Origin of the sequence: Microbacterium sediminicola, assembly GCF_039531125.1 — a bacterium.
Lineage (GTDB): Bacteria > Actinomycetota > Actinomycetes > Actinomycetales > Microbacteriaceae > Microbacterium > Microbacterium sediminicola.
Window position 1 is genome coordinate 1 of record NZ_BAAAPL010000004.1, and the last position, 661, is coordinate 661.

Genomic DNA, 661 nt, shown 5'->3' on the forward strand with positions numbered 1-661 from the left:
ACAACGGCAATCCGCAACTCCTTGGCTCACAGAACGACATGGCTACGATCCGACTTCTCAATAATTATGAAGAATATAAGGCTAAAGTTGAAGAAAATTACAATTTCTGGATAGAAAACTTTAGTTATAATGCAGTTAAAAAACAGCTATTAAATGTTATAGAAAAATATGCTAACTAATTAACTAGATCTCCAAAAATCAATTTCAACAATATAAACTTTACTGTCTTTCACATAATAATTAATTATTGAATTAATATTTTTTCTATATTCACAAATATCAGTTCTTATATTTCTATCATCATATCTATGCAATAAATCGGCATCTTTAACAATCTCTTCAAATTGGTCATTTGAAGCTATTACTTCTCTATTAAATCTTAAATTTATTCTTATTATTGTCGAATCTTGGAAAAATTTATCAATAATCGATTTTAATTCTTCAAATTCCATTTTTATCACCTTTTATCTTTTTTCACGAAATAGATCAATTTCTAAGATATTTATAAAACCATCTTCTTTAAAATAATGAATAATAAGCTTAACTACTTTGTTTGATAATTCATAATATACAAATTCATCTGAAGTTATCCAGGGATCCTTATCTATAAAAGATAGATTTGGTCTCCTTACTAATTCGTTATATTCATTTTCTGTAAGTA

General features: G+C 25.4%; 2 protein-coding genes. Both read right to left on the minus strand.

Features of this window, described 5'->3' with window-relative positions; all coding sequences use genetic code 11:
- Window positions 1–179 precede the first annotated feature (179 nt).
- Complete coding sequence (locus ABD206_RS13590; RefSeq protein WP_344073579.1) at window positions 180–452, minus strand: AcrID1 family anti-CRISPR protein; 273 nt, start codon at window positions 450–452, stop codon at window positions 180–182.
- 12 nt (window positions 453–464) lie between these two features.
- A partial coding sequence (locus tag ABD206_RS13595) for an AcrID1 family anti-CRISPR protein (RefSeq protein ID WP_344073581.1) occupies window positions 465–661 on the minus strand: 197 nt, incomplete at its 5' end.